This window comes from Tenacibaculum sp. FZY0031, assembly GCF_036350695.1.
GTDB lineage: Bacteria > Bacteroidota > Bacteroidia > Flavobacteriales > Flavobacteriaceae > Polaribacter.
This window is the reverse complement of the sequence record NZ_JAZDVY010000008.1, coordinates 87,243-114,221: the sequence shown is the minus strand read 5'-3', so window position 1 is coordinate 114,221 and position 26,979 is coordinate 87,243. Positions and strand designations below refer to the sequence as shown.

27 protein-coding genes are annotated in these 26,979 nt (G+C 32.7%); 13 read left to right on the top strand and 14 right to left on the bottom strand.

Translation table 11 applies throughout. The features are described from left to right. Positions 1-15 precede the first annotated feature (15 nt). The 3 genes from V1T75_RS12635 to V1T75_RS12625 all read right to left on the bottom strand — a co-directional run bounded on the left by V1T75_RS12635 (position 16) and on the right by V1T75_RS12625 (position 3,068). A complete protein-coding gene (locus V1T75_RS12635; protein ID WP_330488887.1) occupies positions 16-516 on the bottom strand; it encodes a DUF3575 domain-containing protein in 501 nt (166 codons plus the stop codon). Positions 517-734: 218 nt separating this feature from the next. Beyond that, positions 735-2,840, bottom strand: a complete 2,106-nt coding sequence (feoB, locus tag V1T75_RS12630) for a ferrous iron transport protein B (protein WP_330488886.1) — start codon at positions 2,838-2,840, stop codon at positions 735-737. A 3-nt stretch (positions 2,841-2,843) separates the two neighbouring features. Further along, positions 2,844-3,068, bottom strand: a complete 225-nt coding sequence (locus tag V1T75_RS12625; protein WP_047787963.1) for a FeoA family protein — start codon at positions 3,066-3,068, stop codon at positions 2,844-2,846. 120 nt (positions 3,069-3,188) lie between these two features. Here V1T75_RS12625 and V1T75_RS12620 point away from each other — a divergent pair, with 120 nt between their 5' ends. From V1T75_RS12620 to V1T75_RS12605, 4 genes are read left to right on the top strand one after another with little or no spacing between them, the layout of a single operon-like run. After that, positions 3,189-4,340, top strand: a complete 1,152-nt coding sequence (locus tag V1T75_RS12620; protein ID WP_330488885.1) for a DNA polymerase III subunit — start codon at positions 3,189-3,191, stop codon at positions 4,338-4,340. A 2-nt stretch (positions 4,341-4,342) separates the two neighbouring features. Continuing rightward, complete coding sequence (locus tag V1T75_RS12615; protein WP_330488884.1) at positions 4,343-4,816, top strand: hypothetical protein; 474 nt, start codon at positions 4,343-4,345, stop codon at positions 4,814-4,816. 50 nt (positions 4,817-4,866) lie between these two features. Continuing rightward, the gene (locus V1T75_RS12610) at positions 4,867-6,279 is read left to right on the top strand and encodes a sensor histidine kinase (protein ID WP_330488883.1); all 1,413 of its coding nucleotides are present in this window, start codon (positions 4,867-4,869) and stop codon (positions 6,277-6,279) included. Between the two features lie 7 nt (positions 6,280-6,286). Beyond that, on the top strand, positions 6,287-7,069 hold the full coding sequence (locus tag V1T75_RS12605; RefSeq protein ID WP_330488882.1) for an enoyl-CoA hydratase/isomerase family protein: 783 nt from the start codon (positions 6,287-6,289) through the stop codon (positions 7,067-7,069). Positions 7,070-7,268: 199 nt separating this feature from the next. Here the strand turns inward: V1T75_RS12605 and V1T75_RS12600 are convergent, their stop codons facing one another. Together V1T75_RS12600 and V1T75_RS12595 are read right to left on the bottom strand one after the other, a co-directional pair. Continuing rightward, positions 7,269-7,922 (bottom strand): HD domain-containing protein, encoded by a 654-nt coding sequence (locus tag V1T75_RS12600; protein ID WP_330488881.1) that lies wholly within the window; start codon positions 7,920-7,922, stop codon positions 7,269-7,271. A gap of 63 nt (positions 7,923-7,985) precedes the next feature. Next, positions 7,986-8,993, bottom strand: a complete 1,008-nt coding sequence (locus V1T75_RS12595; RefSeq protein ID WP_330488880.1) for an aspartate-semialdehyde dehydrogenase — start codon at positions 8,991-8,993, stop codon at positions 7,986-7,988. 226 nt (positions 8,994-9,219) lie between these two features. Between V1T75_RS12595 and trhO the strand changes: the two genes are divergently transcribed. The 5 genes from trhO (at position 9,220) to dinB (ending at position 13,306) form a co-directional block, all read left to right on the top strand. After that, positions 9,220-10,251, top strand: a complete 1,032-nt coding sequence (gene trhO, locus V1T75_RS12590; protein WP_330488879.1) for an oxygen-dependent tRNA uridine(34) hydroxylase TrhO — start codon at positions 9,220-9,222, stop codon at positions 10,249-10,251. Continuing rightward, on the top strand, positions 10,251-11,498 hold the full coding sequence (locus V1T75_RS12585) for a peptidase U32 family protein (RefSeq protein WP_330488878.1): 1,248 nt from the start codon (positions 10,251-10,253) through the stop codon (positions 11,496-11,498). The genes trhO and V1T75_RS12585 overlap by 1 nt, the downstream gene beginning before the upstream one ends. Further along, positions 11,498-11,728 (top strand): ferredoxin, encoded by a 231-nt coding sequence (locus V1T75_RS12580; RefSeq protein ID WP_330488877.1) that lies wholly within the window; start codon positions 11,498-11,500, stop codon positions 11,726-11,728. The genes V1T75_RS12585 and V1T75_RS12580 overlap by 1 nt, the downstream gene beginning before the upstream one ends. 87 nt (positions 11,729-11,815) lie before the next feature. After that, complete coding sequence (locus V1T75_RS12575; protein ID WP_330488876.1) at positions 11,816-12,214, top strand: ACT domain-containing protein; 399 nt, start codon at positions 11,816-11,818, stop codon at positions 12,212-12,214. Positions 12,215-12,223: 9 nt separating this feature from the next. Then, positions 12,224-13,306, top strand: a complete 1,083-nt coding sequence (gene dinB / locus V1T75_RS12570; protein WP_330488875.1) for a DNA polymerase IV — start codon at positions 12,224-12,226, stop codon at positions 13,304-13,306. Here the strand turns inward: dinB and V1T75_RS12565 are convergent. From V1T75_RS12565 to rplU, 4 genes are all read right to left on the bottom strand, one after another. Further along, positions 13,303-15,225 (bottom strand): tetratricopeptide repeat protein, encoded by a 1,923-nt coding sequence (locus V1T75_RS12565; protein WP_330488874.1) that lies wholly within the window; start codon positions 15,223-15,225, stop codon positions 13,303-13,305. The genes dinB and V1T75_RS12565 overlap by 4 nt on opposite strands. Next, on the bottom strand, positions 15,226-15,963 hold the full coding sequence (locus tag V1T75_RS12560; RefSeq protein ID WP_330488873.1) for a LytR/AlgR family response regulator transcription factor: 738 nt from the start codon (positions 15,961-15,963) through the stop codon (positions 15,226-15,228). 371 nt (positions 15,964-16,334) lie between these two features. Then, on the bottom strand, positions 16,335-16,595 hold the full coding sequence (rpmA, locus tag V1T75_RS12555) for a 50S ribosomal protein L27 (RefSeq protein WP_028891690.1): 261 nt from the start codon (positions 16,593-16,595) through the stop codon (positions 16,335-16,337). Between the two features lie 22 nt (positions 16,596-16,617). After that, positions 16,618-17,106: a 50S ribosomal protein L21 gene (gene rplU, locus V1T75_RS12550; RefSeq protein WP_330488872.1), complete on the bottom strand. Its 489-nt coding sequence runs from the start codon at positions 17,104-17,106 to the stop codon at positions 16,618-16,620. Positions 17,107-17,313: 207 nt separating this feature from the next. Between rplU and V1T75_RS12545 the strand changes: the two genes are divergently transcribed. Both V1T75_RS12545 and V1T75_RS12540 read left to right on the top strand, forming a co-directional pair. After that, positions 17,314-18,630, top strand: a complete 1,317-nt coding sequence (locus tag V1T75_RS12545; protein WP_330488871.1) for a M16 family metallopeptidase — start codon at positions 17,314-17,316, stop codon at positions 18,628-18,630. A 19-nt stretch (positions 18,631-18,649) separates the two neighbouring features. Beyond that, entirely contained in the window at positions 18,650-20,698 is a 2,049-nt protein-coding gene (locus tag V1T75_RS12540) for an insulinase family protein (RefSeq protein ID WP_330488870.1), read from the top strand. Between the two features lie 80 nt (positions 20,699-20,778). Here the strand turns inward: V1T75_RS12540 and V1T75_RS12535 are convergent, their stop codons facing one another. Further along, a complete protein-coding gene (locus V1T75_RS12535) occupies positions 20,779-21,651 on the bottom strand; it encodes a DMT family transporter (RefSeq protein ID WP_330488869.1) in 873 nt (290 codons plus the stop codon). A gap of 89 nt (positions 21,652-21,740) precedes the next feature. On the opposite strand from V1T75_RS12535, the gene V1T75_RS12530 reads away from it, so the two are divergent. Together V1T75_RS12530 and V1T75_RS12525 are read left to right on the top strand one after the other, a co-directional pair. Then, complete coding sequence (locus V1T75_RS12530; protein WP_330488868.1) at positions 21,741-22,220, top strand: heavy-metal-associated domain-containing protein; 480 nt, start codon at positions 21,741-21,743, stop codon at positions 22,218-22,220. Positions 22,221-22,304: 84 nt separating this feature from the next. Further along, the gene (locus V1T75_RS12525) at positions 22,305-23,339 is read left to right on the top strand and encodes a COX15/CtaA family protein (protein WP_330488867.1); all 1,035 of its coding nucleotides are present in this window, start codon (positions 22,305-22,307) and stop codon (positions 23,337-23,339) included. A gap of 53 nt (positions 23,340-23,392) precedes the next feature. Here V1T75_RS12525 and gldD read toward each other — a convergent pair whose 3' ends face one another. The 4 genes from gldD to mutY are packed head-to-tail and all read right to left on the bottom strand — an operon-like array spanning position 23,393 to position 26,809. Then, positions 23,393-23,953, bottom strand: coding sequence for a gliding motility lipoprotein GldD (gene gldD, locus V1T75_RS12520; RefSeq protein ID WP_330488866.1), 561 nt, complete (start codon positions 23,951-23,953; stop codon positions 23,393-23,395). Further along, positions 23,946-25,274: a gliding motility-associated protein GldE gene (gldE, locus tag V1T75_RS12515; RefSeq protein ID WP_330488865.1), complete on the bottom strand. Its 1,329-nt coding sequence runs from the start codon at positions 25,272-25,274 to the stop codon at positions 23,946-23,948. The genes gldD and gldE overlap by 8 nt, the downstream gene beginning before the upstream one ends. Positions 25,275-25,293: 19 nt before the next feature. Next, positions 25,294-25,731, bottom strand: a complete 438-nt coding sequence (locus V1T75_RS12510) for a single-stranded DNA-binding protein (protein WP_330488864.1) — start codon at positions 25,729-25,731, stop codon at positions 25,294-25,296. Positions 25,732-25,768: 37 nt separating this feature from the next. Then, positions 25,769-26,809, bottom strand: coding sequence for an A/G-specific adenine glycosylase (gene mutY / locus V1T75_RS12505; RefSeq protein ID WP_330488863.1), 1,041 nt, complete (start codon positions 26,807-26,809; stop codon positions 25,769-25,771). Positions 26,810-26,979 lie beyond the last annotated feature (170 nt).

Here is a 26,979-nt window from a genome sequence, read left to right as displayed (position 1 = left end):
TATAAATTGAATATCTTAAAAACGATATCCTAAATTTATTCCTACTCTAGGTACAATTGAACGGGCCTCTGAAGTAAACAAGTTTCTACCCAAACCTCCGTAGATGTCAAGAACAAAACCACCTGAGGACACATATTTTGATCCAAAAGCCAAGCCTAAAGCTCCATCAGTATATTCCTTAAAAGTATTAGGCGAACCATCAAGCTCAATTTCTCTTTCTCCTGTATTAATCCCCATAAAAACTTCACCAAAATAGTTCCAATTGCTATTGTTCGTAAAATAATGACGGAAAAAAGGAGTAAACATTCGTTCTTCGTTGTATCTAAAATCTGCTGATCTTTTTTCAAAGTTGAACAACGCCGAGATACCTATTGAAGAACGATCCGTAGTATAATACTCGTAAGATACTTCTAACGTTTTAAAGGCCAATGCGTCTAGTAAATCTACTTTTACCTCTTGCTGTGCATACGTGAGAGAACTGACAAAAACCACAGCTGCTAATACTATTTTTTTCATTTTAATTTTTTACTAATTATCATTTATCTAATACTTACACAAGTATAATACCATAAAGGTACATCTTTTGTAAAAACAGTTTGATTACATATCCTTTTTCGCTTAGGAACAGTTACAATTTGTATTACAACTGTTATTTTTTTTAGGTTTAAAAAAGAACTTTTTCACTAAAAAAATAACTGCTCCACAAACGACTACATATGTTAAAATTTCCTGCATTAACTCAAAATTTGATAGGCTATAAATGCTGATAAATATGCCAAAATTCCCATACTTACTAGTTGAACCGTTGGCCACTTCCAACTTTTTGTTTCTCTTTTTACAATTGCCAACGTTGCCATACATTGCATTGCAAACGCATAAAACAACAATAAAGAAATTCCTGTAGCAAAATTAAATCTCTTCTCTCCTGTGTCAGGATTTATCTCTGATGCCATTTTTTGTTTGATAGTAGTCGTATCTTCTCCGTCGTCTTCTACACTATAAATAGTTGCTAACGTACCAATAAACACCTCTCTCGCGGCAAAAGAACTAATTAGCCCAATACCTATTTTCCAGTCATAACCTAAAGGCTTAACAACTGGCTCTATTGTTTTTCCGGCTATTCCTATATATGAGTTTGCAAGTTTAGCTGAAGCGACTTTTTTCGCTAGCTCTTCTTCTGATAATTGTTGATTTGCTACATTTTCAATTACATTTTTCTCTGCATTTTCAAACGATGATGGCCCGTGAGATGCTAAAAACCATAGTACTATTGATATTGCTAAAATGATTTTTCCTGCACCAAAAACAAATGCTTTTGTTTTATCTAACACATCATAAAACACATTTTTAACTGATGGTATCTTGTAGTTAGGCATCTCAACTACAAAAAGCGAGTTGTTTTTTATCTTCAATGTCTTATGTAACACATATGCTGCTATGATTGCAGCTGCAAATCCTAAAATGTATAAAGCCAACAGGGTAAAACCTTGTAAACTAAAAAAACCAAACAGCTTAGTATCAGGAATAATTAAAGCTATTAAAATAGCATACACAGGTAATCGTGCAGAACAGGTTGTAAATGGTGTTACCAATATGGTAATTAATCGTTCTTTCCAACTACCAATAGTTCTAGTTGCCATAATTGCTGGAATAGCACATGCTGTTCCTGAGATTAAAGGAATAACACTTTTACCACTCATTCCAAAGCGACGCATAATTTTATCCATCAAAAATACGACCCGACTCATATAACCCGTTTCTTCAAGAATGGATATAAAAAGAAACAAAATAGCTATTTGAGGAATAAAAATCACAACCCCACCTACTCCAGGAATAATTCCATCAGTTAGTAAATCAGTAAACATTCCTGCTGGTAATTGTGCTTTTGTAAACTCTGCAATATTAGCAAACAACCCATCTATGAAATCCATAGGTGTAGACGCCCAATCAAAAATAGATTGAAATATTAACAATAACAATCCGAAGAAAATAACATACCCAAATATTTTATGAGTAAAAACGCTGTCTAGTTTACTACGAACATCTGTAGCTTTGGATGCATCTATTTTATACGTTTTATTTAAAACAGCATTTATTTGCTGATATCTATATATCGTTTCTTTATGCTGATATTTTTTCTGCTTAGTAATTTCACCTTCAAACTCTTTTATTGCTTCTTTTTCTGAAGAAGAAAGTAATGGAGTGTGGTTTTTAGTTAACATCATCCACAACTCATACGAAGTAAACTCTTTACTCACCGTAGCCAATCGGTCAAAGTAAGTAGCATCTATCTTCTGAGATAGTTCGTTAAAATTTGAGTGTACTTTTAACGATTCATAATCCGCTACTACCTCTTTTAAATCATCAACTCCTTCGTTGGTTCTTGCCGACATCAACACTACTTTGGTATGCAGTTCTTTTTCTAAAGCAGGGACATCTATAGAAATTCCTTTCCGCTTTAACTGATCTGCCATGTTTAATGCTAAAATCGTCGGAACTTCTAAATCCTGAATCTGCGAAAACAGTAATAAGTTTCTTTTTAGGTTTTCAATATCGGCAACGACTACAATTACATCTGGTTTTTCTTCTTGATGAGTCGTCATCAAAGCTTTTAAAACAATACTTTCATCTATAGACGTAGGGTTGATGCTATAAGTCCCTGGTAAATCCGTAATTGTTGCCTGTTTACCGTTAGGCAACTTACAAACTCCTTGTTTTTTATCAACCGTAACTCCAGGATAATTTCCTACTTTTTGGTTTAAACCTGTTAACTGATTAAATAAGGATGTTTTACCTGTATTAGGATTTCCAATTAATGCTACGTTAATACGATTACTCATCAGCTATAGTTTTATAATTGAAATTTGACAAGCTGTTTCTTTTCGAATCGCTAAATGACTTCCGTTTACGCATATGTACATAGGATCTTTTAACGGAGCTATTTGAAGTAACTCTACTTCACTTCCTGGTAAACACCCCATTTCTAATAATTTCAACGGAATCTTATCTAAGCACTCTTCTGATATAATTCCTTTTTCCCCTAAATGTAACGATGCGATAGTACTCAAAAGATATATTTTTAGCTTGCAAATATACTAAAATAGAATCATTCTAAACAGCATATTAAAACAATATATCATTTATTTACAATAGGTTGTTCTCTTTATTTGATGTCTTATATTTGTGGTATGACTTTCGACGATATTATTGGGCAAGAACACATCAAAAAACACTTACAGCAATCGGCTGAAAATAATAGAATTCCGCATGCACAACTCTTTGTTGGTAAAGAAGGAAGCGGAACTTTACCCATGGCTATTGCCTATGCTCAATTCTTATTATGTAACTTCTCCGAGAATGTAGAAGCTTGCAACATTAAATGTAGCAAACTACAGCATCCTGACTTGCATTTTGCTTTTCCTGTAACTACAAATGATTCCGTTAAAAAACACCCTGTTAGTAATTTGTTTTTAGAAGATTGGCGCTCTTTTATAGAAGAACAACCTTATGGAGGTTTGTTTAATTGGCTACAACACATTGGCGTAGAAAACAAACAAGGACAAATTGGCGTTGATGAAGCGGAAGACATTGTAAAAAAATTACAATTAAAATCGTACGAAGGTGGTTTTAAAGTAATGGTTATTTGGATGGCAGAAAAGATGAACGTTGCTGCTTCTAACAAATTGTTAAAACTGATTGAAGAACCACCAAGTAAAACTATTTTCATCCTTGTCACTGAAGATGAAGAACAGATTATTAACACCATAAAATCTCGATGTCAAGCATTACACTTCCCTGTGTTAAGTGAAAGTGATATAGCCAATGCGCTTACCCAACAAAAAGGAACACCTGAAAGCGAAGCGATAAAAATTGCTCACCAATCTGAGGGGAATTACAACAAGGCACTGCATATTTTAAACAACAATTCAAACGACTTAGTTTTTGAACAATGGTTTATTACGTGGATTCGAGCTGCCTTTAGAGCTAAAGGAAATGCAGCAGTTATTCAAGACTTAATTGGCTGGTCGGAAGAAATCGCTAAATCTGGTAGAGAAACTCAAAAACAGTTTTTACAATATTGCTTACAGTTTTTCAGACAGGCTTTACTCCTCAATTACGGAACACCAGATTTGGTATTTTTAGAAACCCAGTCTGCAAACTTCGAACTCGCAAAATTTGCACCGTTTGTTCATAGTGCAAATATCTTAATCATAGAAAAAGAAGTAAGTGACGCACAGTATCATATTGAGAGAAACGGAAATGCTAAGATTATTTTATTAGATTTATCTATTAAATTAACGCGTCTTCTACACACCAAAGAAGAAAAAATCCAATCGTAACTATGAAAACAAAACACATAATTACCGCGCTTATTTTCGGAATACTTTTTGCTACTTGTAAACAAGAGAAAAAAGAACCGTTATTACAAGAATATTTAGTTGGTAATTGGGAAACAACCTATTTAAAAATTGAATATGCAAGCGCTAACGAAACCGATAGCACTGCTGTTTTTGAAGATGATTTTAGCAAAGCCAATTCAGGAAAAGCTCAATCTACCTATAACAACGATGGCACTTTTTCTGCGTGGTTTGTGCAAGCTGATGGAAAAAAAGTTGGTGAAACTAATGGCAAGTGGAAAACTATTGGAGACAGTTTATTTGTTGATTATCCGTATTTAGGAAAGCAAGTACAGGCTTGGTATAAAATTACACAAACTACTAACGATAGTTTTAGCGCTACCTCTACTTATGACTGGGATAATGATGGAGAAACAGATGATACTTTGCTTATGAAAACTAAAAAAATTGAATTATAAAATTGCGTATTTTCAACAACATATCACTTCGAATTAGGATTTTCTTGTCAATGATACTTTTAGTACTATTGGCATCTATCTTAATTGTAATTGTTACTATTTATCAGTACGACGAACAAACAAAAGACTACAACACTTCACGTTTTGAACGCAAAGAGTTCTCAACAATACAAGATATTGAAATAGAACTTAAACGAAGAACCACCTACCCTGTTACTACAGAGAATTTATCAAAAATTTTTCAAGATAGGATTTATGATATCGCTTATGTTCATAAACTTACTATCTCAATGTATGACATGGATGGTAAACTTTTAAAATCGTCCATTCCATATAATTTTGACAAAAAAGAAGGGCAAGACTTAGCCAACGAAACCGTTCGAGATTTAGCCAACAATTCAAACCATAAGATTTTAAAAAGTAGAACCGAAAAAGGAATTACTTACCAGTCTTCATACGCCTATTTAAACGACCCACGTTTTAAAAGAATTGGTATTCTAGAACTCCAAATAGCTCAAGACAATGAAGAGCAAAAACAAGAACTACGAGAGTTTATTTCTCGCTTATCATTAGTTTATTTGCTAATGCTCATTATTGCAATTGTATTAGCTTACTTTTTATCAACTTATATTACTCGATCCATTCAAACCATCTCTCAAAAAATAAATGAGACTCGTTTAAATAAGCGTAACGAAAAAATTACACTAAACTCTGCTAGCTCAGAAATCAATTCGCTGGTTGCCGCTTATAACAACATGATTGACCAGTTAGAAGAAAGTGCTGTAAAACTAGCTCAAAGCGAGCGTGAACAAGCTTGGAGAGAAATGGCAAAACAGGTGGCTCATGAGATTAAAAATCCGTTAACGCCTATGCGTTTATCAGTACAAAGCTTTGAAAGAAAATTCAATCCTGAAGATCCTAATATCAAAGAAAAAATGTCTGAATACAGCGAAACGCTTATTCAACAAATTGATGTAATGAGTTCTATTGCTTCTGCTTTTTCTGATTTCGCAAAGATGCCTACCCAACGTAGAGAAAAGCTAAATGTAGTTGATATCGTTAAACACTCGTTAGATATTTTTACTGAAGATTACATACATTATTTCCCTCAAGAAAAAGAGTTGTATGCCAGTTTAGACAAAACACAGTTGATACGAATTGTTACCAACTTAGTTAAAAACTCAATTCAAGCAATAAAAGACACCGATAAGAATCCGAAAATAGAAGTTAAAGTTGCTTCTGAAGGGAATCGTGTTAAAATAACTGTTTCCGACAACGGAAAAGGTATTAGTGAAGAAAATAAAGAACTTATTTTCGAACCTAAGTTTACAACCAAAACAAGTGGTATGGGCTTAGGACTATCTATTATAAAAAATATAATTGAAGCGTATGACGGTACAATATCCTTTACTTCAACTAAAGGAGTTGGAACTGTTTTTACCGTAATATTACCTAAAACATAAACACAGTATGAATTTTGAAAATATTTTAGTTGAACAAACTAACGCATTGGCAACTATTACCATTAACCGACCTAAAAAATTAAACGCTTTAAACAAAGCTACTATTGAAGAGCTTCATAATGCTTTTAAAGCCTTGGAAAAAGATGCTAGTATTAAAGTAATTATTATCACAGGTAGTGGAGAAAAAGCATTTGTTGCTGGAGCAGACATCTCTGAATTTGCACATTTCTCTGTTGAAGAAGGTGGCATGTTAGCTAAAAAAGGACAGGAAATTTTATTTGATTTTGTTGAAAACCTATCAACTCCAGTAATTGCTGCCGTAAATGGTTTTGCTTTAGGTGGTGGTTTAGAATTAGCTATGGCTTGTCACTTTAGAATAGCTTCAGACAATGCTAAAATGGGGTTGCCTGAAGTTTCATTAGGTGTAATTCCTGGCTACGGAGGTACCCAACGCTTACCTCAATTAGTAGGTAAAGGAAAAGCCATGGAATTAATTATGACAGCAGGTATGATTTCTGCTGACGAAGCTAAAGAAGCGGGATTGGTAAACCATGTAACTTCACAAGAAGAACTGTTTCCTTTAGCTGAAAAAATAGCTTCTAAAATTATGCGCAATTCATCTGTTGCCATAGGCGCAGCTATTAAAGCTGTAAATGATAATTTTAGAGATGGTGTAAATGGTTTTAAAAGTGAAATTACAGAGTTTGGAAACTGTTTTGGAACTGAAGATTTTAAAGAAGGAACTACTGCTTTTTTAGAAAAACGCAAACCTGAATTTCCAGGAAAGTAGTTTTTCATCACAAAAAACAACTATAAAAAAAATAGCATCTAAATAAAATTTAGATGCTATTTTTACAATAAGGGGATTACATTAATAAAATGGGGGTTATTAACTGAAGCAAATATATACTAAATTCAATAATATCCAAATTTTAACGTAAATTTTTTATTAAAGTAACATAAAGTTTACATTATTAACACAATAATCACTAATTCGCTCCATTCCATTCTTTATAGAATTGTTCTAAAAAACCTTCCATATAAGCATGCCTTTGCTCTGCAATTGCTTTTCCTGTTTGAGTATTCATCTTATCTTTTAACAGCAATAGTTTCTCATAAAAATGATTAATTGTAGGAGCTGTTGATTTTTTATATTCTTCTTTTGTCATCTTTAAATTTGGAGGAATCTCCGGATTGTACAATTCTCTATTTTTAAAGCCACCATAATTAAAACAACGAGCTATTCCAACAGCTCCTATAGCATCTAACCGGTCTGCATCTTGAATTACATCCAACTCTAGAGAGGTAAACTTTTGTTCAAAATTTCCTCCTTTAAAAGAAATATTAGTAATAATGTTTTCTATATGTAAAATGATTTCTTCAGAAACTTGTTGACTCGTTAAAAATGCCCTAGCTTTTTTGGGTCCAATCATTTCATCTCCATTATAAAATTTACTATCGGCTATGTCGTGTAACAATGCACCCAAAGAAACCAAAAACTCATCAACACACTCATTTTTAGCAATTAATAAAGCATTTTTATACACGCGTTCAACATGAAAAAAATCATGTCCTCCTTCTGCTCCTTGTAGCGTTTCTTTCACAAACGCTATCGTGTTTTGTATTATCTGTTCTTTGTTCATAATCCAAAAATAAAAATCCTGCACTTAGAAGCACAGGATTTTAAAATATTATTTAAGCTTTTATTATGCAGTAACCGATGGCTTGACCAAATTATTTGCTACTAAATATTCTGCTATCTGAATCGTATTTGTTGCAGCTCCTTTACGTAAGTTATCTGCAACAATCCACATATTTAAGGTGTTTTCTTGAGACTCATCTCTTCTAATTCTACCTACAAAAACCTCATCCTTATTATTGGCTAAAATAGGCATTGGGTATACATTATTTTGCACATCATCTTGTACAATAACACCCTCAGTTTGTATAAGCAACTCGCGTACTTTATCTAATTCAAAATCACTTTCAAATTGAACATTTACAGCTTCTGAGTGTCCACCAGCAGTCGGTATTCTAACTGCCGTAGCTGTTACATTAAAAGAATTGTCTCGTAAAATCTTTTTAGGCTCTTTTACCAACTTCATTTCTTCCTTGGTATATCCATTTTCTAAAAACACATCACAATGAGGTAATGCATTTCTTCCTATTTTATGCGGATATGCCATTTCTCCTTCAATTCCTGCTTCTTCATTATCTAATTGACGAACCGCTTTAACACCGGTTCCAGAAACAGATTGATAGGTTGAAATTACCACACGCTTCATTTTATACTCTTTGTGCAACGGAGCCAATGCCATTACTAATTGAATCGTAGAACAGTTTGGATTTGCTATGATTTTATCTTCACTGGTTAATACATCTCCGTTAATTTCTGGAACTACCAACTTCTTCGTTGGATCCATTCTCCAAGCCGATGAATTATCAATAACGGTTGTTCCAACCTCAGCAAATTTAGGAGCCCATTCTAAAGAGGTATCTCCTCCAGCTGAAAACAATGCAATATCTGGTTGCATAGCTACTGCAGTTTCTAAATCTACTACTGTATAATTTGTTCCTTGAAATTCAATTTGATTTCCTACTGAACGCTCCGACGCAACAGGAATTAATTCTGTTACTGGAAAATTACGTTCTGCCAATACTTGTAACATTACATTACCTACCATACCGGTAGCTCCTACCACTGCAACTCTCATTTTTTTGATTTTTGAGTATAAAATTTATTGTTTGTATGCCACAAAGGTTTAAAAAAAACAAATTGGTTGTATCTCTTTTGTTAGAAAAAATACGTTAAAATTTAAAAAATATACCATTTTAGCCTAAATCGTATTGTTTTAAACAGTAAAACTCAAAAAATCAGTACATTTGCAGCGGTTTTCTAAAAAAACCACAACATATTTGTTTAACTTAAAAAAGTATAGCATGCAACTGTACAACAAGTTAAGCGCAGAAGAACGCGCTAAATTAATTGACGACGCGGGTAAAGACCGTATTACTATCTCATTCTATCAATATCATAAGATAGAAAACCCAACTTTATTTAGAAATAAATTATTTCTTGAATGGAATGAACTAGATGTTTTAGGAAGAACCTACGTTTCCTACGAAGGAATCAACGCTCAAATATCTGTTCCCTCAGAAAACTTTCTAGCTTTAAAAAAACAACTAGATAGTATTTCTTTTTTAAATGGTATTCGCTTAAACGTAGCTATTGAGCACGACAATAAATCGTTTTTAAAATTAAAAGTAAAAGTTCGCAACAAAATTGTTGCTGACGGGTTAAACGACGATACTTTTGATGTTACTAACAAAGGAGTACACCTAAACGCAAAAGAGTTTAATGAAATGCTTGCAGATCCCAATACGGTTTGTGTAGATATGCGTAACCATTACGAAAGTGAAATTGGGCATTTTAACGGTGCTGTAACTCCAGATGTTGATACATTTAGAGATTCGTTAGATATTATTGAAGAAGATTTAAAAGACCATAAAGAAGACAAAAACTTATTAATGTATTGTACCGGTGGAATTCGATGTGAAAAAGCCTCTGCCTATTACAAACACAAAGGTTTTAAAAATGTTTTTCAGTTAGAAGGAGGGATTATTGAATATACACGTCAGGTAAAAGATGAAGGTTTAGAAAACAAATTTTTAGGAAAAAATTTTGTTTTTGACCACCGAAGAGCTGAAAAAATTTCTGATGATGTAATTGCCAATTGCCACCAATGTGGAAAACCTTGTGACACACATACCAATTGTGCTAACGAAGGTTGTCACTTACTATTTATTCAATGTGATGACTGTGCCTCAACAATGGAAAACACTTGTTCTCCTGAGTGTCAAGACATCATTCACTTGTCTTACGAAGAGCAAAAAGAATTGCGCAAAGGAAAACACGCAAGTAATAAAATATTTAAAAAAGGACGTTCAGAAGCTTTAAAATTTAAAAAGTAATGCAACAAATTGAATTAATGGCTCCTGCTGGTAATTTTGAATCATTACAAGCAGCTTTAGATAATGGGTGTGATTCGATATATTTTGGTGTAGAGCAATTAAATATGCGTGCTCGCGCGTCTATCAATTTTACCTTAGATGATTTAGAAGAAATCTCTCGTAGATGCTCTGAAAAAAATGTTCGTACGTATTTAACCTTAAATACGATTGTGTACGATCATGATTTATCTATTGTAAAAACCTTGATTAAAAGAGCTAAAGAAGCCAACATTACTGCTGTAATTGCAATGGATCAAGCCGTAATTGCCATGGCAAGAGCGGAGGGGATGGAAGTCCATATTTCTACACAAATTAACATTACAAACATAGAAACGGTTAAGTTTTATGCCCTATTTGCTGATACTGTAGTATTGAGTAGAGAACTAAGCTTACGTCAGGTAAAAAAGATTACTGAGCAAATTGAAAAAGAAGAAATCAAAGGACCGTCTGGTCGTTTGTTAGAAATTGAAATTTTTGGTCACGGTGCCTTGTGTATGGCCGTTTCTGGAAAATGCTATATGAGTTTACACTCGCATAATTCATCGGCAAACAGAGGAGCCTGCAAACAAAATTGCCGTAAAAAATATACGGTAATCGATCAGGAATCTGGTTTTGAAATGGAACTAGACAATGAGTACATCATGTCTCCTAAAGATTTATGTACCATCGATTTCTTAGATCAAGTTGCCGATGCTGGTATTAAAGTATTGAAAATTGAAGGTCGTGGTCGAGCACCAGAATATGTCGCTAAAGTAATTAAGTGTTACCGTGATGCCATTGACAGTTTATACAGTGGAACTTACGACAAAGAGAAAGTAATTAGCTGGATGCAAGAACTGGAGAAAGTATACAATCGTGGTTTTTGGAATGGATATTATTTAGGGCAGAAGTTAGGTGAGTGGAGTAAAGAACCTGGTTCGCATGCGACTCAAAAGAAAGTGTATTTAGGTAAAGGAATGCATTACTTCCCTAAAGCCGAAATAGGTGAGTTTAAAATTGAAGCCTACGATCTAGCTGTAGGAGATACCATTTTAATTACAGGCCCCACCACAGGAGCCCAAGAAATGGAATTAAAAAGCATGTTTGTAAATGATAAAGAAGCACAAACTGCTACCAAAGGAGATGAAGTTACCATGAAACTAGATTTCAGGATTCGCCCTTCCGACAAATTATACAAAATTGTAAAAACTGAATTTGCTAAAAACTAATGGTTGTAATTACCTTACAAAGAAATAAATGTATTGGTTGTAATTATTGCGTGGAGTTAGCTCCAGCCCAATTTCAAATGTCGAAAAAAGACGGAAAATCTGTTTTATTACACTCAACTGAGAAAAAGGGATTCTTTACCATAAAATCACACGACGACAGTATTTTTGAAGCCTCTCATGAGGCCAAAAAGGCCTGTCCTGTGAATATTATTGAAGTAAAACAAGTGTAATTCCACATACAAACTCTAAGCTAAAGCTCTCTTACGAGGGCTTTAATTATTTTAAAAAAAGCCGTAATTTTATCTAAAATAGATAGCATGTCTGGAGAAAAGAATTTATCAGTTCTTATTAGAGAAATGAAACCTTTTGTAAATAAAGGAACATATGTTTTTACTTCGGTACAAGACACATCTGGTATTCATACAAAAGATATAATTGGGATGTTTAAAGAATCGGAAGGAATGACTTTAATTTTGGAAAAGGAAGTTGCAGATAACTTAAATCTAGATTACAGTTTTAAAGCATCTTGGATTACTTTAAAAATTCATTCTGCTTTAGATGCGGTTGGCTTAACAGCTACTTTTTCTTCAGAATTAGCAAAACATAATATAAGTTGTAATGTGGTTGCTAGTTTTTACCATGATCATCTTTTTGTAGACAAAAAAGACGAGGCAAAAACTATGGATGTTTTAACCAATCTATCGAAATCTGTTTAGCTTGTATTCATGGAATTACAACCTCCTTTTCGTAAAATTATTCATGTAGATATGGATGCTTTTTATGCATCTGTAGAGCAATTGGATAATCCTGAATTGCGAGGAAAACCCGTTGCTGTTGGTGGTAGTGAAGTGCGAGGCGTGGTTTCTGCTGCTAGTTACGAAGCTAGAAAATTTGGGGTTCGTTCGGCCATGAGTGGTGTGTTAGCAAAACAAAAATGCCCGCATGTCATTTTTGTTTCTCCAAGATTTGATCGTTACCAAGAAATTTCTGCTAAGATTAGAAAGATTTTTTACGATTATACCGATTTGGTAGAGCCTCTATCGTTAGATGAAGCTTATTTAGATGTTACTGAAAACAAAAAAGGGAATCCTTCTGCAAGTATAATTGCTCAGGAAATTCGTCAGCGTATTTGGGAGGAATTAGAGCTACGAGCGTCAGCAGGCATCTCTATTAATAAATTTATAGCCAAAGTAGCTTCAGACATTAATAAACCTAATGGACAAAAAACGATTAATCCAGAAGAGGTTCTTGAGTTTCTAGAACAACTTCCAGTAAATAAATTTTATGGAATCGGCAAAGTAACTGCTGCTAAAATGCATAACCTTGGTATTTTTACTGGATTGGACTTAAAACAAAAACCATTGGAAGAACTTTCTAAATTATTTGGAAAGTCTGGAGTGCATTATTACAACATTGTTCGAGGCATTCACAATTCAGCAGTAAAACCTAATCGTATTCGAAAATCAATTGCTGCCGAAACCACTTTTAGAGAAAATCTATCTTCAGAAGTTTTCATGTTAGAGCGGCTGGATAAAATTGCTAACGAGCTGGAACGTCGCATGAAAAAATCGAACACTAAAGGAAAAACAGTAACTTTAAAAATTAAATACAGCGATTTTACGCAACAAACACGTAGTAAAACCACAAACCATTACCTACAATTAAAAAAAGAGTTCTACCCTATCGTAAAAGAGCTACTGTATCAAGATACTCTTAACAATTCTGTTCGATTACTGGGGATTTCATTTAGTAATTTGAATACTGAGAAAAAAGACCCCGTTTGGGTTCAATTGCGATTTGACTTTTAAAGTATTGGTATTTTTAACGAGACCTTGGTTCCTTTCGGATTTCCGTCTTCATCAATTATATCTGTATAAATTAATGAATAGTTATTTGCATACTCGTTGGCAAAGTTTCGCAATCGTTCTTTAGTTAAATCTATACCTATCGACCTACGATTTAGTGACTTGTTTTTTCTAATTTTCATCGCTGCTTCTCTACCAATACCATTATCTACTATGTCAATTTGTATGAACTCATCTGATAATTTTGCAACCGACAATAAAACTTCTTTTTTTCCTTTTTTAGATGATAGCCCATGCCAAATAGAGTTTTCTAAAAAAGGTTGCAATATTAATGGCGGAACCTTTATTCTTTCTATGTTTACATCTACATCTACCTTTTCTACATAATTTACTTCATTTGACAATCGAATATTTTCAATACTCATGTACAAGTTCATTGTTTTTAGCTCTTCACTCAATGTTACTTCTTTTACAGATGAAGATTCTAAAATACTTCGAATTAATTTTGAAAATTTATTCAAATAATATACCGCGTTCTTCTGTTCGTTATTTATCACATATAACTTGATCGAATTTAGAGCATTGAATACAAAATGCGGGTTCATCTGAATTCTTAATGCTTCCTGTTCAAGCATTAGTATTTTTTTATCATTATTCAGCAATCGTTGTCGGTACATAGAATACAGCAACAACCCCAACAAAGCAATAGAAACTAATGCTATTATTAAAACATTTCTGTTTCGTAATAGTTTTAACTTTGCTATTTCATTCTCTTTTGCTAAGTTCTTTATCTTATTTCTGCTTACCTCATTATCGTACTTGTTAATAAGGTTATTTACGTATAATATATTCTTATCATTAAATGTTTTACGCTCTCCCTCGATGGCTTTCTTATAAAAAATATATGCTTTTTCGTAATCTTTTTTTTCCTCGTACAACTCAGACAAGTACAAGTTAGACTGGTTTATTCCTGAAGGTATTTTATGCTTGTTGGCGACCTCCAGTCCTTTTTCTAAGTATGTTTTTGCCTGATCTAAACTATCTAATTTTAATTGTACTTTTCCAAAAGTAGTATAGACATCCGAGGTATAGTATTGATTTCCTATCTCTTCTGAAAGCGACACTACTTCTCTTATATATTTATAGGCTTCATCGTATTTCCCTTGTAGTAGCAGTACATTGCTTATGCTATTGTGACAAATAATCTTTCCGATGCTTGAATTATTTTCAATATTGTATTGTAATGATTTATTGTAGTGTTCTAACGCTGCATCTATATCCCCTAAATTTTGAAAAGCGATTCCCATATTTTGATGGTTAATGGCCAACCCTCTTTTGTCTTCCGTTTTTTCTTGAATTAAAATCGCTTTTTTAAATTTTTCTAATGCTAATTGGTATTGTTTAAGAGCCAAGTATATGTTACCAATACTATTGTTGGATATGCTTATGCTTATTTTAGTATCAACATCAGGAATTTCAATTTTATCAGCCAACTCAAGTGCCATTTGATGATAATTCAAAGCGTTTCTAATCTTATCTTGCCTTCTATAAACAACCCCTATTTGATTTAGGGTAACAATTTCTGCATTTACATTGTTTAGTTTTCTTGACAATTCAAGAGCTTTTAAATAACTCTCTATTGAGCTATCAAAAAACGAATTGTTTCGATAGTGCCTTCCTAATGAATTATAAGCGTAAATCTCTCCTAATGTATATTCACTTTGCTGACTCTTTTGTAAAAGAAAGTCTATTTCTTCTTTATTAAATCGCTCACGCCTGAAGAAACGGTGTAAATCGTAATAATTATCTATCTTTTTTTCTATTGATAGCTGTATTAGGCTATCTATAGCCTCCCTCTTTTCTTGTGAAAAACAGGAAAACACGATAGAAAATAGAAAGGTAATTGTTATTAATTTCTTCATTTAAAATTTTTCTAAAAAATCAGACTTTCTTTGTCTAGAAACAGGGATTTTGTGATTATTCTCCAACACAACATAACCATCTGATTTTAAAAACTCTTTAATTTTATTCAAATTGATAATATATGAATTGTGTATTCTAAAAAAATGATCTTCAGGAAGCAGTAAATTTATTTCTTTTAATTTTTTCGTTACGACTATTTTTTTGTTGGCTCCTGTGGTATATATAGTTGAATAATTGCCGTCTGACTCAACAAATAAAATTTCATCTTGAGATAAAAAAACTAATTTCCCATCGGTATTAATGGTTATTTTTCTTCTGTTAAATTTTTCATTAAAACTCGATAGTATCTTTTCAACCTTTTCGGTATTACTATTCTTCTTGTAGTGCTGTTTAATTCTTCCTATGGTTTCTTCCAAATCATCAGAATCTATGGGTTTAAGAAGGTAATCTATTGCCTGATTTTTTAATGCTTTTATAGCATATTCATTATAAGCTGTGGTAATAATTATAGCGAACTCTTTCTGTTCTAATTTTTCTAATAATTGAAACCCATCCATTGTAGGCATTTCAATATCTAAAAAAAGACAATCAATACTATTCTCATTTATAAATTTTATAGCTTTTTCTGCTACTGTAAATGTTTCTATAATTTCTATATCATTTCCAAAGGTTGATAACTCCCAAGAAAGTCCTTGTATGGCCTTTGGCTCATCATCTACTATAACTGCTCTTAACATTGCATGTACATTTACATCAAATGTAACAGATAATATCTTAAAAATAAAATGTAAGCAATGCGATTTTAGCAAAAAAACACGCTAAAACCAGGTAATAAGCACAAGTTTTTTACCATTTACACAAAAAAACAAACCATTTATACATCCTTTACTGGAAAAAATGTTTTTTCATGAGATATTTGCAGTGTAATACACAAGGGGAATCATATTGATAAATTGGGGGATTAATCAATAATGATATTAAGTTATAAAACACCACTCTAGAGTGGTGTTTTTTTATATATAAATTTTAATGTTCGTTTTATTTATATACGCAAAAAAGCTCAACTAAATTTAGTTGAGCTTTTATTGTATCCTAATCAGTTAGTTTCTTAAGCCTCGAATGGAGTTACAGAAACGTATGATTTATTATCTCTTTTCTTTTGGAATTTTACAACACCATCAACTTTAGCATGTAAAGTATGATCTTTTCCCATGTAAACATTTTCACCTGGATTGTGTTGAGTTCCTCTTTGACGAACAATAATGTTACCTGCAATAGCAGCTTGTCCTCCAAAAATCTTTACTCCTAATCGTTTCGATTCTGATTCACGACCGTTCTTCGAACTACCGACACCTTTCTTATGAGCCATCTTTGTAAGTTTTTAAAGTTAATTATTTACTTAATGCTTCAATTAATTCAGCTTTCTTTAAAGAAGTGTATCCTGTAATACCTTGCTCTTTAGCTAAAGCTTTTAATTCTGCTACAGTCATTGAACTTAAATCCTTCGACTCTTCTGTTTTTGCTTCAGCTTTAGGAGCTTCTTTTTTAGCAGCTGCCTTTTTAACTCCTGATGCAGAAATTCCTTCGATTTGGATTTCAGTTAAATACTGTCTGTGTCCATTTTTCTTCTTGTAACCTTTTCTTCTTTTTTTCTTGAAAACGATTACTTTATCACCTTTTAAGTGACCTAAAATCTTTGCAGTTACTCCTGCACCTTCTATAGCTGGGGCGCCAATAGTTACGTTTCCTTTATCTTCAATAAGCATTACATTATCAAAAGTTACTTTTGATCCTTCTGCTTCTGGTAAACGGTGTACGTATACTTTTTGGTCTTTTGCTACTTTAAATTGCTGCCCTGCTATCTCTACGATTGCGTACATACTATTTGTTTTGCGTTTATACTTTATTCACACTTTCTTAATAAAAATGCGGGTGCAAATATACATTTTTTACTTCAAAAAAAAATGTATTACTCAGAAAATTACTCTTTTACCATAAAAAAAAATTGTTTTTATTATTTTAACTGTAACAATAACTCTAATTTCACGTCAAATACACGAAAATCATTAAAAATTAAATTTCAATCAATGAGAAAAAGAGTTATCACTCTAGCTTCAGCTTTGTTGTTAGGCTTATCGGCTAATGCACAAAAAGTTGAGTTTGAAGAGTACGATTTAAGCAACGGAATGCACGTTATTTTGCATCAAGACAATTCTGCTCCTGTTGTTACTGTTGGAGTAATGTACCATGTAGGATCAAAGGATGAAGAGGATGGGAAAACAGGGATGGCGCATTTTTATGAGCACTTATTATTTACTGGAACTAAAAACATTGGTCGTGGTGAGTGGAATAAAATTGAAGCTGCCAATGGTGGAACAGGTAATGCGAACACGAACTGGGATAGAACCTATTATTACGAAACATTCCCTTCAAACAACTTACAACTAGGTTTATGGATGGAATCAGAACGATTATTACATCCAATTATTGACCAAAAAGCTGTAGACACTCAAAACGAAGTAGTTAAAGAAGAGAAACGTCAACGTATGGATAATGCTCCTTATGGAAAAATTATATACGGAGATGTGTACAGTCATATTTTTAACAAGCACAATTATGGCAGACCAATGATTGGTTACATTAAAGATTTAGATGCCGCAAAACTAAGTGAGTTTCAAGATTTTTATACGAAATGGTACATGCCAAACAATGCCGTATTAGTAGTAGCTGGTGATTTTGAAAAAGCTACCACTAAAAAATTAATTAAAGATTATTTTGAGCCAATCCCAGCACGTACACTTCCAAAAAGAAACAACGTAGTTGAACCAGAGAGAACTCAAGAAAAACGTGTAAAAGAATACGATTCTAACATTCAATTGCCTGCTATTTTATTAGCACACAAAACTCCTTCAATGAAAGAAAGAGACGCTAAAGTATTGGACGTAATTTCAACTATTTTAAGCGACGGAAAAAGCTCTAGGTTGTATAAAAAATTAGTTGATGATAAGAAAAAAGCACTTCAAGTATTTTCTTTTGCTCGTAACCTAGAGGATTACAGTGTATACAATATTGGAGCTATTCCTTTAGGAAAAACGTCTTTAGATGATTTAATTAAAGAAATGGATGAAGAAATTGAGAAATTGCAAACTGAATTAATTTCTGACAGAGATTTACAAAAAGTTCGCAACAAATTTGAAAACCAGTTTGTTGCTTCAAACTCTAGTGTACAGGGCATTGCTAACTCTTTAGCAAGAAATTATATGTTAGTTGGGAATACAAACCAAATTAACAAAGAGTTAGAAGTTATCAATTCTATTACAAAAGAAGAAATTAGAGACGTTGCTAAAAAGTACTTAGCTAAAAATCGTCGTGTTGTTATCGAATATTTACCAAAAAAGAAATAATCATCTAAACTGAATTTTAATGAAAACGAAAATATTTTCAATTGTCACAATATTATTTCTATCATTAACTGTTTCAGCACAGATTGATAGAACCCAACAACCAAAACCAGGCCCAGCTCCTAAAATTAACTTAGGAAGCCCTAAAAAATTTGCTTTACCTAACGGATTGCAAGTTTTAGTGGTTGAAAATCATAAATTACCAAGAGTGTCTGCTACATTAACCATTGATAATCCACCAATGTCTTTTGGAAATAAAAAAGGAGTTGAAGGATTGTTAAGTGGAATGTTAGGAACAGGATCAACCAATACTCCAAAAGCAAAGTTTGATGAAGAAGTTGACTTTTTAGGAGCTAACATCTCTTTTTGGAATGAAGGAGCTAGAGCTAGCTCTTTATCAAAGTATTTCCCAAAGGTATTAGGATTAATGGCCGATGCTGCTTTTAACCCCGTATTTACTGAAGAAGAGTTTGACAAACAAATGAAACAATCTCTTGACGGAATTAAAAACAGTGCAAAGAGTGTTAAAGCTATTGCTAGTAGAGTAGAAGACGCTTTAACCTATGGTAAAAACCATCCTTTTGGTGAGTTTACCTCTGAAGAGACCTTAAAAAATGTTACGTTACAAGATGTTAAAGACTTATACAACACAACGTATAAACCAAACAATGCCTACTTAATTATAATTGGTGATGTAAACTTTAATGAAATTAAGTCTCAAGTTAAAGACTTATTCGGTACTTGGAAAAAAGGTGATTTAGTTACTCAAAAATTACCAAAAGTTGAAAACCCTTCAACTACTGAGATTAATTTTATTGATATGCCAAATGCTGTTCAATCTGAATTATCTATTATCAATGCAGTAGATTTAAAAATGGACGATAAAGATTACTACGCTGCTTTATTAGCCAACCAAATTCTTGGTGGGGGTGGTACTGGTAGACTGTACAAAAATCTTCGTGAAGACAAAGGATATACGTATGGCGCTTACTCAGGAATCGGATCAAGCAGATACGCTTCTCGTTTTAAAACAACGGCATCGGTAAGAAACATGGTTACTGATAGTGCAATGGTTGAAGCAATGAAAGAAATCAACAAAATTCGTTACCAAAAAGCAACTCAAGAAGAGTTAGACATCGCAAAAGCAAAATACATTGGAAACTTTGTTCGTAACGTTGAAAAACCTCAAACTGTAGCTTCTTATGCATTAAACATTTTAACAAACAACTTACCTGCTGACTACTACAAGAACTACTTAAAAAACATAAATGCTGTAACATTAAACGATGTTCAAAATGCAGCAATTAAGTACTTCAAAGGAGACAGAGCTCGTATTATCATTACAGGGAAAGGAATTGATGTTTTAAAGAACTTAGAAAAAACAGCTGATTATAAAATCAACTATTTTGATACAAACGGAAATCCTACTGAAAAACCTGCCATGAGTTTACCTATACCGAGCGGTGTTACAGCTTCTAGTGTAGTGGATGATTATTTTAAAGCTATTGGAGGAAAAGACAAAGTAGCAAACGTAAAATCGGTAATGATTACTTCTAATGCTGCAGTTCAAGGAATGCAATTAAGTTTAGTTCAAAAAAATGCTGCTCCAAATAAATCTGCAGTTATCGTTTCTATGATGGGTAATGTGATGCAAAAAGTAGTTTTTGATGGAACTAATGGGTATCAAGAAGTAAATGGTCAGAAAAAAGAAATGACAGGTGATGAATTAGAAGAAATTAAAAATACTGCTGCTCCTTTTGCTGACAAAGCTTATAAAGCTGGAACTTTAGATAGAATTGAGCCTATAGATGGAAACAATGCTTATGTGATTAAACACGGTAAAAAAGAAATTTTTTATGATGTAAAATCTGGATTAAAGGTCAAAGAAGTAAAAACCGCTAAAGGACCACAAGGAGAAATGAAAGTACCTGTTGTTTTTTCAGATTACAAAGAGGTAAATGGAATTAAATTCCCTCATAAAATGATTCAAAAGAATGGACCAATGACTTTTGAGTTCATCACAAAAGAAATCAAAATCAACGAAGGGGTATCTGACGCTGATTTTAAATAGATATTAAACTTAGATTTATAAAAACTAAAAGAGCCAAAATGCAATATTTTGGCTCTTTTTATTTTAAGTAGTTTTTAAAATTATCTTGCTTTATTTACTAACCAAACTCCAAACAGAATAATGCCTCCTGCTAACAACTGAATTAAACTTAATTTTTCTCCATCTATAATTCCCCACATTACAGCAACAGCAGGAATTAAATACGTTACAGAAGCTGCAAAAACAGGGGATGATAAATGCACCATTTTATTAAACAATACTTTTGCTATTCCTGTTCCCACTACGGCTAAAATTGTAATATAACCTAGTGCTGAAGTAGTTGCTGTTGTTGCTTCAAAAGTGGAAAAGAATCCAGAAAATACCAACACTATAAATGCAGGTATTATTAACAACAAAAAATTTCCTGTTGTAATTGCCAAGGCATCTAAATCATCTAAATACTTTTTAATCATATTTACATTAAAAGCATACCCTATTGAAGCTATTAGTATTAAAACAGCATACCAATAGTTTTGATTCGGATTTAATTCAGCTCCTTTCAAAATAAGAATTAAAGTTCCTGCTAATCCAATTAAAACTCCGTAAAACTGTTTTCTTTTAAAAGTAAACCCAAATACCAGTGCCCCAAAAATAAATGTATTAAAAGGTGTTAACGAGTTTAAAATGGCTGGGATAGAACTGTCTATTTTACTTACAGCAAAGGCAAATAAAAACACTGGAAAAAAAGTACCTAAAATTGCCGTATAGGCAACATACTTCCAATGCCTCTTTTCTATTCTCTTTAAACTTTTAAACCCAACCAACAACAAAAAAACAGCTGTAATTAACATACGTAAAGCTCCTACTTGAATTGGAGTTAACCCAATCAATGCCTTTTTCATTAAAATAAAAGAGCTTCCCCAAACCAGTGAAAGCACTATTAAAAATAACCATTTTTGTTGTTGACTATTCATTCTCAATTAATTTAAGTACAAAAGTCGTTTATTTCTATTTTTAATTTTGATTTTATTGATAAATTTGCTGAATAACTCAATAAATAAAAATGATGAAAATTCAGAAAATATTATTTGCTTTGGTTTTTGTTAGCTTTTTAGCTGTTGGATGTAAAAATGAGGCTAAAAAAGAGGAATCAAATCAAGAGCAAAAAACAGCGGTAGCTGCTGATGCTAAAGAGCTTTCTTTAAATATTTCAGGAATGACTTGTGAAATAGGTTGCGCTAGAAAAATAGCTTCTGATTTAAGTAAAAAAGATGGTGTTTTAGAAGCAAACGTTGTTTTTAACGACAGTATTGCAACTATAAAATACGATGCTAATAAAACAAACAAAGCAGATTTAATTGCTTTTGTAGAAGGAATCGGTAGCGGCGACATGTATAAAGCTTCTGAAACGACTAAAAAAGCTGGTAAGAAATCTTGTGACGCTGATTGTAAAAAAGAATGCTCTACAAAAACTGAAGCTGAAAAAAAGGCATGTAAAGAGGATTGTACTATGGCATGTTGTGCTGAAGCAAAAAAAGCATAATTGTAATTTAAACAATACCGAAAGCTCCTAATTCAGGAGCTTTTTTTATACCTTTTAAGTATCTTTGCTAAAACTTTTCATCTAATGAAGAAACATTTTCCTCTCATTGTAAAAATCTCGTTGATTGCTGTATATGTTATTTTTTTAGCTGGCTCTATTGTTCGTATGACAGGTTCAGGAATGGGATGTCCTGATTGGCCAAAGTGTTTTGGTTATTACATTCCTCCAACTTCTGAAGAGCAAATTACTTGGCAACCTAATTCTGAGTATAAAAAAGGGATGATTATCGTAAAAGATGAAGCCTTATTTGTAGCAGGTCACAATATTAAAACCTCTGATGAATTTAATGCTAATAACTGGGAAAAGTACACCAAACACGATTACGCTAAATTCAACAAATTTCATACTTGGACAGAGTATATTAACCGTTTAAGTTCTGCTTTGGCAGGAATTCCTTTTTTGTTTTTAATTTTTGTTTCTGTTAGGTTTTGGAAAGAAAACAAACAAATTACGCTTCTATCATTTGGTGCTTTCTTTTTGATGTTATTTGAAGCGTGGCTTGGTAAAACCGTAGTAGATTCAAACCTAAAACCAACAATTATCACCATTCATATGGTTGGTGGTTTAGTTATTGTTGCTTTGTTGTTATGGTTGCTTTACATCGTTTCCGACCGAAAGAAAACATCTTATAAATACAATTCATTATTTAGTAAATTAGTAATTCTTTCAGCTGTATTTTCTCTAATTCAAATTGCTTTAGGAACTCAGGTACGCCAATTTATTGACGAACAAGTAAAACTACATGGATTTGAAAACAAACATTATAGCTTGATGGATCCAAATATAAAATTCTACATCCACCGTTCATTTACTATAGCTATTGTATTGGTAAACCTTGGGTTATTTTACTTAAATCAAGTAAAGAATTTAGGGTATAAACTGGTAAACTGGATTGTTTTCTTAATCTTTTTAGAAACGATTACGGGTATTTTAATGTACTATGCTGAATTTCCTTTAGGAACACAAGCGGTACACTTGTTATCGGGTGCTATTTTATTTGGATTGCAGTTTTATTTGTGGTTGCAATCGAAGAGAAAAAAAATGATTATAAAGAGATAATGAACTAGTGATTTAATGAGCTAATTAAATCATTCGCTCATTGACTAATTAGCTCATTGACTATTTTTCCACTCCAACGTTTCCATCATATGAATCATATCTTTTTTAATATATTCCACTGCTGGTAAAATAGAATCATAATTTGGTTTGGTATAAAAGAATAAAGACCCTTTTAAAAAGTGTTTAGAGCTATCTGTTGCATGAAACTGCACTTGTGAAGCAGCATTCCCTAAAATTTGATATAAACTCCCGTATACTTTCGTATTTGGATTTACATATTCTACTGGTGCCGTAATTTGATCTGCCTTAATAGCATGTTCAAATACTAATTTTTCAGATTCTATTAGCAACTCTCTTAAATTTCCTTCAATAGGGCGATAGGTAATATCTACCGAGGCTTTTAAACTTGGGTACTCAACTTTTATCCAGTTTTTTGGCAAATCTTTAGTTTGAGCTATTTGAGCTATTTCAAACGCATAAGGTTTATTTAAATTTGTTTTCTTGTAAGTTTTTTCAGGATATTCTAAACTTAAATATCCCTTTGGTTTAGGCAAGGTTTCCTCACCACAACTTATTAAAAATATTGCTGATGTCAGCAAAAAGAGTTTACGCATTTCGGGTAACTTTTACTTGTTTTATACGTTTTTTAGCCAATGCTTCAATAGTAAACGTATAATTACTGAAGTTTATTTTTTCGCCTTTTTTAGGAAACTTTCCTGAGACCTCTAAAATAAAACCTGCAATGGTTTCACTTTCTCCTTTAGCCTCTTCAAACTTTTCCTCATCTTCATCTTCTAAGACACGGCAAAAATCTTTAATAGTTATTTTTCCTTCAAAAATATAGTTATTTTCATCAAGTTTCGAATAAGTGAGGTCTTCATCGTCAAATTCATCATTTATATCACCTACAATCTCTTCTATCACATCCTCTAACGTTACAATTCCACTAGTACCTCCATACTCATCAACTACAACTGCCAAGTGCTTTTTCTTCTCTTGAAATTCAACTAGCAAATCATCTAACTTTTTATTTTCTGGAACAAAAAATGGTTCTCTCAACAGTTTTTGCCACTTGAATGTTTTCTTATTCAGGTGTTCTAATAAATCCTTAGCATATAAAACCCCTGTAATATTATCAATACTTTCATGATATACTGGGTTTCTCGAGTACCCGTTCTTTAAAATAGTTTGCAGCACTTCTTCATAACTAGCTTCATCAGTTATTGCGCACACATCGGTTCGAGGTTTCATAATTTGTACCGTTTCAGTATTCCCAAAACTAACAATTCCTTCTAAAATTTTTTGTTCCTCTTTGGTTGTTGCATCATCTGATGTTAACTCCAACGCTTGCGACAACCGTTCTACAGAAAGGTTATTATTCTTATTACCGAGCTTATTTTCAACAACACTTGTTAATTTGATAAGCGGTAAACTCAAAGGCGTTAGTAAGGTATTTAATGCTTGAATCGGTTTTGCCATAAACTCAGCAAATTGTAATGATTTTCTACTAGCATACACTTTAGGTAACACTTCACCAAACAATAAAATTAAAAAGGTAATGAGTACTATTTCTATTAAAAAAAGGACAGATACATTGAAAAAATAGAAGTTCAATTCATAATCTAACCCTGCAAATAACACTTTACCAATATTTGCAAAAAGCAATACAATAAGAATATTAATAAAATTATTGGTGATTAAAATGGTTCCTAATAACTTTTTAGGATCTTTAAGTAGTTTTACTACAGTATTTTCTTCTTTAGAGTTTGCTGATAACTCATCTAATTCTGTTTGTGATATTGAAAAGAAAGCAACTTCAGTTCCTGAAACTAACGCAGAACAAATTAACAATAAAAGTAACAACAAACAGTTGATGGCGGTTAACCAATCAAAACTTGATAAAACTAAAAGTAAAGGGTCGGGTTCTGGATCCAATTTTTAAAATTTAATTAAACTAAAACGGTAAATCATCATCTTCTTCATTACTCATAGTTGGCGGTGTCGTATTAGGACTTCCTTGCATAGGTTCTACACTCGATTGCGTGTTATTTGGGTCTTTTTTAGTTGATAAAAACGTCATGTCTTGTACATGAATTTCGGTTGTATATCTTTTTTGTCCATCAACCTCATACTGGCGTGTTTTTATACGTCCTTCACAATACACTCGATCTCCTTTAGTTAAGTATTTTTCACAAATTTCTGCCAATTTATTACGCACAACTACATTATGCCATTCAACATTTGTTATTCTTTCTCCTGTTTGACGATTCGTATAGGTTTCATTAGTTGCCAGAGGAAAGCGGCCTATAGAATTTCCTCCCTCAAAATAATGCATTTTAACCTCATCTCCTAAATGTCCTATTAAAATTACCTTATTAATTGTTCCTGCCATAGCATTATAGTTTAGTGTAAAATCAAATATACAAATTTTAAGATTCTTTGTTTAAAAATTCCTCTAAAAACTTATCAATTAACACAGGTACAGGACGTTCTTTAACTGTTGTCCAGTCTGTAGTTTCCGTATTTACATCCGTCGTTTTTACTACCCAAAACTTGGTAATTAAATGTTGGTGTGATAGCTTGTGGATAATATCATCAGTATTGAAAAGAGACACGGTCGTTTCTTTTGGAAAAAGTTTCTTAAACTGCTCACTTTCCATCAACTCATCTTCGGCTGTTTTCTTTTGTGTTTCTACCAAAGGAAACTGATATAACCCTTGCCAAATACCCTTCCCTTTTCTTTCCTCTAAAACGGTTTCGTTGTTTTCAGTTATTGGAACCAAGTAATTAAAGTATCTCTTTTTTACCTTTATCTTTTTTTCCTTCACAGGAAGTTCTTTCACCCTATTCTTAGCGAATGCTACACAACTATTTGCAAGCGGGCATTCGCTACACAGGGGATTTTGAGGCTTACAATGCAATGCTCCAAAATCCATTATAGCTTGGTTATATACTCCTGGTTGAGACACATCTATTAATGTTTGTGCTAATTCTTTAAACTCTTTAACTCCTTTGGTAGAATTAATTGGAGTAGCTATACCAAAATAACGCGAGAGAACTCTATAAACATTACCGTCTACTACAGCTACGGGCTCGTCATAACAAATCGAAGCAATAGCAGAAGCTGTGTAATCTCCTACTCCTTTTAACGTAAGCAACTCTTTATATGTTTTAGGAAACTCTCCTTTTAATTCGTTTGCTACAAACTTAGCAGTAAAATGTAAGTTTCTTGCTCGAGAATAATAGCCAAGTCCTTGCCATAACTTCAACACTTCGCTTTCATTTGCTTTAGCCAAAGCAAATACGGTTGGAAAAGCTTCTGTAAACTTTAAAAAATAAGGCAACCCTTGTGCTACACGGGTTTGTTGCAACATTATTTCACTCAACCAAACACGATACGGATCTTTTGTTTTTCTCCAAGGAAGACTCCTTTTATTTTTACTATACCAATAAATCAATTCTAAAACCACAAAAAAACATCCTTTAAATTAAAAAAAACACAAACTCTAAAAACACACTTACATTATTACCATAAAAACCAACCCAAACCAATAAAAAATACAACATAATGAGTTTTTTTTTAAAAAAAAGTAGGGAACAAACACTTTAAACTGTTATTACTTCATAACAATGAAGGGGA

Coding starts and splice junctions, on each gene's coding strand:
- V1T75_RS12525 (WP_330488867.1), top strand. CDS start 22,305: ATGAAGAAACATTTTCCTCTCATTGTAAAAATCTCGTTGATTGCTGTA.
- V1T75_RS12615 (WP_330488884.1), top strand. CDS start 4,343: ATGAAAACAAAACACATAATTACCGCGCTTATTTTCGGAATACTTTTT.
- feoB (WP_330488886.1), bottom strand. CDS start 2,840: ATGAGTAATCGTATTAACGTAGCATTAATTGGAAATCCTAATACAGGT.
- V1T75_RS12560 (WP_330488873.1), bottom strand. CDS start 15,963: ATGTTAAGAGCAGTTATAGTAGATGATGAGCCAAAGGCCATACAAGGA.
- V1T75_RS12585 (WP_330488878.1), top strand. CDS start 10,251: ATGCAACAAATTGAATTAATGGCTCCTGCTGGTAATTTTGAATCATTA.
- V1T75_RS12540 (WP_330488870.1), top strand. CDS start 18,650: ATGAAAACGAAAATATTTTCAATTGTCACAATATTATTTCTATCATTA.
- V1T75_RS12610 (WP_330488883.1), top strand. CDS start 4,867: ATGATACTTTTAGTACTATTGGCATCTATCTTAATTGTAATTGTTACT.
- gldD (WP_330488866.1), bottom strand. CDS start 23,953: ATGCGTAAACTCTTTTTGCTGACATCAGCAATATTTTTAATAAGTTGT.
- V1T75_RS12565 (WP_330488874.1), bottom strand. CDS start 15,225: ATGAAGAAATTAATAACAATTACCTTTCTATTTTCTATCGTGTTTTCC.
- dinB (WP_330488875.1), top strand. CDS start 12,224: ATGGAATTACAACCTCCTTTTCGTAAAATTATTCATGTAGATATGGAT.
- V1T75_RS12535 (WP_330488869.1), bottom strand. CDS start 21,651: ATGAATAGTCAACAACAAAAATGGTTATTTTTAATAGTGCTTTCACTG.
- V1T75_RS12530 (WP_330488868.1), top strand. CDS start 21,741: ATGATGAAAATTCAGAAAATATTATTTGCTTTGGTTTTTGTTAGCTTT.
- rplU (WP_330488872.1), bottom strand. CDS start 17,106: ATGTACGCAATCGTAGAGATAGCAGGGCAGCAATTTAAAGTAGCAAAA.
- V1T75_RS12575 (WP_330488876.1), top strand. CDS start 11,816: ATGTCTGGAGAAAAGAATTTATCAGTTCTTATTAGAGAAATGAAACCT.
- V1T75_RS12600 (WP_330488881.1), bottom strand. CDS start 7,922: ATGAACAAAGAACAGATAATACAAAACACGATAGCGTTTGTGAAAGAA.
- V1T75_RS12510 (WP_330488864.1), bottom strand. CDS start 25,731: ATGGCAGGAACAATTAATAAGGTAATTTTAATAGGACATTTAGGAGAT.
- rpmA (WP_028891690.1), bottom strand. CDS start 16,595: ATGGCTCATAAGAAAGGTGTCGGTAGTTCGAAGAACGGTCGTGAATCA.
- V1T75_RS12635 (WP_330488887.1), bottom strand. CDS start 516: ATGAAAAAAATAGTATTAGCAGCTGTGGTTTTTGTCAGTTCTCTCACG.
- V1T75_RS12595 (WP_330488880.1), bottom strand. CDS start 8,993: ATGAGAGTTGCAGTGGTAGGAGCTACCGGTATGGTAGGTAATGTAATG.
- trhO (WP_330488879.1), top strand. CDS start 9,220: ATGCAACTGTACAACAAGTTAAGCGCAGAAGAACGCGCTAAATTAATT.
- V1T75_RS12580 (WP_330488877.1), top strand. CDS start 11,498: ATGGTTGTAATTACCTTACAAAGAAATAAATGTATTGGTTGTAATTAT.
- V1T75_RS12545 (WP_330488871.1), top strand. CDS start 17,314: ATGAGAAAAAGAGTTATCACTCTAGCTTCAGCTTTGTTGTTAGGCTTA.
- V1T75_RS12605 (WP_330488882.1), top strand. CDS start 6,287: ATGAATTTTGAAAATATTTTAGTTGAACAAACTAACGCATTGGCAACT.
- V1T75_RS12620 (WP_330488885.1), top strand. CDS start 3,189: ATGACTTTCGACGATATTATTGGGCAAGAACACATCAAAAAACACTTA.